The sequence below is a fragment of the Streptomyces sp. 7N604 genome, from assembly GCF_052245475.1.
Lineage (GTDB): Bacteria > Actinomycetota > Actinomycetes > Streptomycetales > Streptomycetaceae > Streptomyces.
Genome location: NZ_JBQQBX010000008.1, coordinates 233,417 through 240,040, shown reverse-complemented (window position 1 = coordinate 240,040; position 6,624 = coordinate 233,417). Strand labels below are relative to the sequence as shown.

Genomic DNA, 6,624 nt, shown 5'->3' with positions numbered 1-6,624 from the left:
CCCACCCACCCGCCCAAGTGGGGCCCTGGTGTCAGAGCTGGGTGAACTGGCGCTGGGTGAGGGCGTATTCCTCGGCGATGGAGTTCCAGAGGCGGGACGCCTGCTTCTTGGCGGTGGTGGCGTCGCCGCTCGCCCTGTTGGCCGCGGCCGTGTGGCCCGTGACCCGCGCCTTGCCGCCCCGGCAGGTCTTCTTTCCGCCCGCTGCGACCTGGTCCGCCCACGCCGCGTAGTGGTTGTCCGCGGACGCGGAGGCCTTCCAGGCGCTCGTCAGGGATGACGTGAGCGCCTGGTGGTCGGGCAGTTTGTCCACGGAGAGCTTCTCGAGGCGGGTCACGAGACCGTTGCGCTGGCCCGCGGCGCCGCGGAGGTCCTCGGCGGCCTGACCGAGGTTCGTGCAGGTCTTGATGTTCTCGACGGCCCTGATCACCGCCGCCCGGCTGTCGTTGCTGTCCGCGAGCAGGCCGTCGAGGTCCTTGGCCTGCTTCTCGGCCGGGTCGGGGGCCGGTGAGGACTGGCCGCTGTCGCCCCCGGCGCCCGCGTCCGTGGACTGCGTGGCGTTCTTGGCGGCGTTTTTCTGGTCCCCGCTGCCACTGAGCGCGGCACCGGCCGCGAGCCCGGCGATGGCGCAGCCCGCGACGACGATGCCGATGAGGGCCGCGGGGGAGAGGCCCCGGCGGCGCTCGGCGTTGCGGCGTGCGGCGCGGCCCTCGGGCTCGTACGTGTACGGGGCCTGGGCCTGCTGGGCGCCGTGCGGCTGCTGCGGGGGCTGTGGGGGCTGCGTAAAGCGGGGCATCTGCTGGGTGGAGCCTGGCGACTCCGGTCCGGCCCCGGGCGCGGGCGCCTCGGACCGGAACAGCCCGTCGAACTCGGCGGGCGGCTGCCGGTCGCCGGGCATGCCCGGGCGGATCCCGAAGGGCGCCCGGCCGGGCGGCTGGGGCCCGCCCTGGGCGGCAGGCCCGCCGGGGACGGGGGCGATGTACTGGGTGGCCTCGGCGTCCGGGTCGCCGTCCGCCTGGTGCGGCTGCGACTGCGACTGCGGCTGTGCCCGCGGTTGCGGCAGCGGCATGCGGCCGAGGAACGTCGTCGACTCGGACGGGGCTTCGGGCGGCAGCGGGCCGCTCCCGGCTGTCGGCGGCTCGGGCGATATCTGCGGTATGTGCTGCGTGGCCTGGGAGTCCGCGTCGTTACCGCCACCGCCCGGCTGCGGCCCGCCCTGCGCCAGGCCGTGGGGCGCCTGCCCCGCCGCCGGCGGCTGCAGGGCAGGCGGCGCCCAGGCACCTGGCTGGGCGGGCGGGTCGAGCTGTGCCGACGGGTCCCGCGGCGGGGCGTCCAGCTGCGCGGCGGGCGGGTTCTCAGGGGCCGACCAGGCGCCCGGCTGCGCCGAGGGGCTCTGGGACGCCCAGGCGTCCGGCTGCGCGGGCGCGGCCGGCGGTGCCGGCGGGTTCTGCTGTGCCTGCGCGGACTCCGGACCCCAGGGCTGGCCCCACGGCTGCCCGGCGGCGGGCGCGGCCTGCTCCCCCGGCACGTACGGCGGGTCGCCGTTTGCGGGCAGCACAACGCCCTCATGGGCGGGCCGGGCCGCAGGGAGCTGCGGCTCGTTCCCCTGTCCGCTGTGCGTCACCGGGACTCCTATGGCTGATGATGCGGAACGGTGCTGACGAAAGCGTCGGTTCACGCTACCGGGTCGCTCCACCGCTCTGCCACGGCCCTCCGCCCGGCACCGCACCGCCGCAGGCCCGGACCTGCGAAGGCCCGGCATCTCGCCCGCCCACTGTCCCGAAGCAAGGGGCTCCGCCGTTCCGTCCTGCGCGCGACGGCCCATCCCCGCGACTGGTGCAGCGACGCCGCGTCGGCGTGCCTGGCGCGGTGGCCGCCCGGCCGGGCGTGGAGGCCGGCGCGCTCGCCGGGGGCGACGGAGGCCCCGTCGGACAGTCTCGGCAGTCTCGTAGGCCCGAGGTGATGAACGTCGTACAGACGATCGACTGCCGAAGTGCCGTACGTACCCGCAGCCGCGTTCGCCGGTCCTCAACTCCCCTCATTCCATTGATATTTGAGAACACCGCGACCGGCAGGGACGGGCACGGGAAGCTGGGAGGGTCGGCCATGAGGAGGGGGCGCGGTGTTTCCGAATGCGGCGGGGGCGACGGAGTTCCTGAGAGCCTTCAAAACGGCGGTATATCCGGACGATTGGAAGTCCCTGCGCGGGCGTCCGCTGCCTCCCGTCCTGCTGAAGACCGGCGGCGAGGGAAGACGAGCCGAACAGCGCTGGACCCGGGTCATCGGCGCGCTGGAGGAAGCGCTGCGTCATGACGGGCGCAAAGCCGTGTCCTATGCCCGCCCGCAGACCCTGGCCACGGGGAATCCCGGAGAAGAGCTGCTGACGCTGTACGTGGGGCGGCTGCTCCCGGTGGATCCGCCCCGGCGGACCGGGAAGCTGAAGCTCCGCGACTTCGGACTCGTCGACCAGCTCGTCGAGCTGACCCGCGCCGTGGCCGATGACCCGGCTCTCGATGTGGTGGCGCTGCAGCGCCACCTCTCCGGCAGGCGGCTGCGCGACAGCGTGTACGAGCTGCACGCCGACAAGGCCGACGGAGGCGTGCTCCACAGGCTCGCGCAACTGGCGACCCCGCCGGACGGCTCGGGTGCCGTGATCACCACGCTGGTGCGGCTGTTCGGAAACCCCGTCTGCTACAAGCTTCCGCGACGGATCTGGGCCTGGTGGTGGAAGCGGCGTCTGCTCAAGTCGAGGAAGTACGGCTGGTACGCGCGGTGGCTCCACATCAGCAGCCCGACCGGCACGTTCTTCGACCGGGTGTCCGACGTGGTGACGCCTCAGGCGGTGGCGCTGCGCGGAGGTGCGGAGGCGCGTGAACGAGCCCTCTTCGAGCTGGAGAAGCTGCTGCTGCGCGCACTGCTGGGGGATCTCCACCGCAAGCGCGCCGGCCGCTTCCGCCCCTGGGCACGCCGCCGCCGCACCCGCCGTGTGGTGCTGGTCGCGCTGCCCCCCAACGAGGCGGGGACAGGGAGCACGGCGGAGGCACGGGACGTCGTCCGCTTCCTGCGCGCGTACCGGAGTGCGATCGGTGAGCCCGGCAGCGGTTCCCTGTTCGTGTTCGGGGTCGGCTGCCCGGACGGCTATCAGCTGGAGGAGCCCGGCCAGCAGTGGCACTGGCAGCGTTCCGCCAATCTCGCCGTCCCGGCGCAGCAGCTGACCCCCATGGCCCCGGGCCAGAACAACCCCCGGATACTGCAACCCACAGTGCAGGACGCGGACTTCGAGGGGGGCGGACTCCCCGTCTCCGCCCTCCGGCCGCAGGGCTTCCGCTGGGGCCCGCGGCTCGAGCTCTTGACCGAGCTGACGGCCATGAGCCTGGCGCTTGCCCTGCTCGTGTCCTTCCTGGTGGGTCTGACACGGCCCTCGGCGGACACCCGCTGCCTCGACGGCAGCCCGGTCGCCAAGCGTGTCGACCCCGAGCCGCTGCCCGCAGGCCCCTTCAAGCAGGGCGTGCTGGAGGGAGCGACCGTCAAGGAGGAGTACGACGCGGCGCGGCAGCAGATCGAGGATCTCAACGAGAAGGCCATGGCCGCCGAGAAGAAGGGGGAGACCGTCCGGAGGGTGGTCTACCTCGGCTCCACCGTGAGCGCCGATCCGGAAGAAGCCGAGTACAACGGTGAAGTGCCCGAACTGCGCGGCATCTGGCTGGCCCAGGCGCGGCTGAACAGCGAGGCGGCGTCGGACCCCGAGAACTCGAAAGTCCGGCTGATCGTCGACGTACGCGATACCGGGCACAATTTCAAGAACGCGGTACAGGTCGCGAAGCAGGTTGTCGCCGACACCCAGAAGGGCCAGAAGTACCAGGATCACCGGACCATTGTCGGAGTCATCGGATTCTCCGAGAGCCGGACCGAGACGAAGGCAGCAGCCGCAGCACTCAGCGACGGTCGTGTGCCGGTGATCAGTACGACCGCGTCGGCCAATGAGATGCAGGAAGCCGGGGAGTACTACAGGCCCCTCTCGCCGAGCAATGACCGCGAGACCAGGGTGGAGGCCAAGTTCGCCCACTCCGGCCCCATCATCGAGGAGTCGTCCGACCCCCGGAAGAACAACGGTTACTGTGTCTCCGCCACCCGGGCGGTGGTGGTCAAGGACCCGACCGACCTTTACAGCGACGATTTGGCTGACAGGTTCCGCAAGAACTTTCCTGGTGCCTCATCGGTCATGGAGTACCCGGGAGGGGTGGCCAGTTCGGCGCAGACCGCTGAGAAGGTGTGCGCCCGTATGAACGCGAAGGGCGGACAGCGGGCCGTTCTGTACTGGGCGTCCCGTGTGGAGAACTTCAACGCCTTCCTCAACGATTACGTCGGTCGTACCGAATGCGCCTACCGGAACCTGACAGTCATCGGCGCGAATGAGCTCACCAACTCCGCCCTGGCCGGGAAATTCGACTTTGCGAAGAAATGGCTGCGCCTCTACTACACCGCCCACGTCCTGCCCGTACGGCATGAGGACATGAGCGGGGAGGCCGAGCGTTTCACCGATCACTATGCGTACTACGCCGGTGAAGACGACCCCTGGTTCAACGACGGGCACGGGCCCCTGGGGCATGACGCGCTCAGGGTGCTGTGGGACGCGACCGTGGACGCGAAGCAGAGCAGCGAGGAGCAGGTGGACTCGGTGACCGTCAAGTCCAAGCTGGACAACGAGATCCGGTTCCAGGGAGTCAGCGGGGTCATCCACTACCAGAAGGCCAATGAGTCCAAGCCGCCCCTCAACAAGGCGCTCGTCATCGTGCGGTACGCGGGGAACACCCCGGGTCTCGTCCTGCGCTGCGGCTCCTTCACCCTCAACGACGAGGACGGCGCCACCAGCTGGGGCCCCGACGCCGCCTACGAGTGCCCGCAGGACGCCCCGAACTGACCGCGCACCGGCGGCTTCTCTCACGCCGCGGCGAATCGCTCCCGGAGCTTGTACTTGAGGACCTTCCGCAGCGTCTCGTTGCGCGGCAGTGCGTCCACGATCTGCAGCTGTTCCGGGAGCTTGTGGACCGACAGACCCCGGTCGCCCAGGTACGTCGTGACCGCCTCCAGCGTCAGCCGCTCCGCCCCCTTCGGCTGCTCCACCACCGCGCACACCCGCTCCCCGCGCTCCGTGTCCGGAAGCCCGATGACCGCGACATCCCCCACCCCGGGGTGCTGATACAGCAGTTCCTCGATCTCCTTTGCCGAGATGTTCTCGCCCTTGCGGATGATGACGTCCTTCAGCCGCCCGGTGAGGACCAGATGCCCGTCATCCCGGACATGCCCCAGGTCGCCGGTGACGAAGAAGCCGTACTCGTCGAAGGCGGCGGCCGTCTGGGCCGGGTCCGTGTAGCCCTGGCAGACCGCTTCGCCGCGCAGCCGCACCTCGCCGTCGACGATCCGGATCTCCATCGCCTCCGGCGGCCGCCCCTCGGTACGGGCGAGCTGCTCCTCCGTGTCGTCGGGCGAACCCATGGTGATCATCGGCGCCTCGGTCATCCCGTAGCCGTGGGTCAGCTTGCAGCCCAGCTCCGCCACCACCTCGCAGTACAGCTCCGGCGGCTTCGGCGCGCCGCCGCCCGCCAGCAGCCGCAGCGAGGGGATGAGCCTGCGGGACGGGTCCTTGCGCTGCTCGTTCAGGAACATCGAGTAGAAGGCGGTCGAGCCGCCCGCGACGGTGACGCCGTGCCGCCGGTACGCATCGAGGGAGCCGGGCAGCGCAAACTGCTCCAGCAGAACGGCCGGGAAGCCGTACAGCAGCAGCATCACGAGATAGTCCGGCCCGCCGATGTGCGCGTACGGGAAGGCGATCGAGCCGACGTCGGAGGGCGTGAGGCGCAGCGCGTGGGCCAGGCAGGAGCCGCCCGCGATCAGGCTGCGGTCGGTGTGCAGGACCCCCTTGGGATCGGAGGTGGTGCCCGAGGTCCAGTAGATCCAGCGGACGTCGGTGCCGGAGGAGGGCGGGTCCGGCAGGACCGCGGGGTCCGCCTCGGGCAGCGAGTCGTACGCCACGACGAGGCGCGGGGGGTCCGGGATGCGGCGCGCCATCTCCGCGTAGTCGAAGCCGCGCCACTCGCCGGGCACCGCGAAGAACTCCGCCTCGGCCGTGCGCAGCGCGAAGCCCACCTCGCGGTCGCGGTAGATGGGGATGACCGGGCTCTGTACGGCGCCCAGGCGGGCGAGCGCCATCGACAGCACCACCGTCTCGATGCGGGTGGGGAGCTGCCAGGCGAACGGCGTCCCGGGCCGCACGCCCATCTCGTAGAGCCCTGCGGCCACCCGTTCCGCGTCCGCGCGCAGCTCGCCGAAGGTGAGCCGCCGGTCGTCGTGCGGGGATGCGGCGGCCTGGAGGAGGGCCGGTGCGTCGGGGGTGAGGGCCGCGCGCCGCTCCACCAGCTCCCAGAGGGTCGCCGCGCCCGCCAGGTCGTGTGCCGTGTCGTTCATTCGGGCCCCCTATCTGGCCATTCGCTGACGGTTCGTCAGATGCTGCGGGGAGCGTAGACGGTCTGCGCCTTGTCGGTCCAGGGGGCCGGGGGCTAGCCTCCTCTTATCTGACGATGCATCAGAAATTGAGGGAAAGCCGGAGGCAGCGATGGAGCTGGAACG

At 71.2% G+C, this 6,624-nt stretch carries 3 protein-coding genes; 1 reads left to right on the top strand and 2 read right to left on the bottom strand.

The window, feature by feature from the left end; genetic code table 11:
* Positions 1 to 31 precede the first annotated feature (31 nt).
* Positions 32 to 1,621, bottom strand: coding sequence for a hypothetical protein (locus tag ACTWP8_RS11650; RefSeq protein WP_443322055.1), 1,590 nt, complete (start codon positions 1,619 to 1,621; stop codon positions 32 to 34).
* 498 nt (positions 1,622 to 2,119) lie between these two features.
* On the opposite strand from ACTWP8_RS11650, the gene ACTWP8_RS11645 reads away from it, so the two are divergent.
* Positions 2,120 to 4,918: a hypothetical protein gene (locus ACTWP8_RS11645; protein WP_443322054.1), complete on the top strand. Its 2,799-nt coding sequence runs from the start codon at positions 2,120 to 2,122 to the stop codon at positions 4,916 to 4,918.
* Positions 4,919 to 4,938: 20 nt separating this feature from the next.
* Here the strand turns inward: ACTWP8_RS11645 and ACTWP8_RS11640 are convergent, their stop codons facing one another.
* Positions 4,939 to 6,462, bottom strand: a complete 1,524-nt coding sequence (locus ACTWP8_RS11640) for a class I adenylate-forming enzyme family protein (RefSeq protein WP_443322053.1) — start codon at positions 6,460 to 6,462, stop codon at positions 4,939 to 4,941.
* Positions 6,463 to 6,624 lie beyond the last annotated feature (162 nt).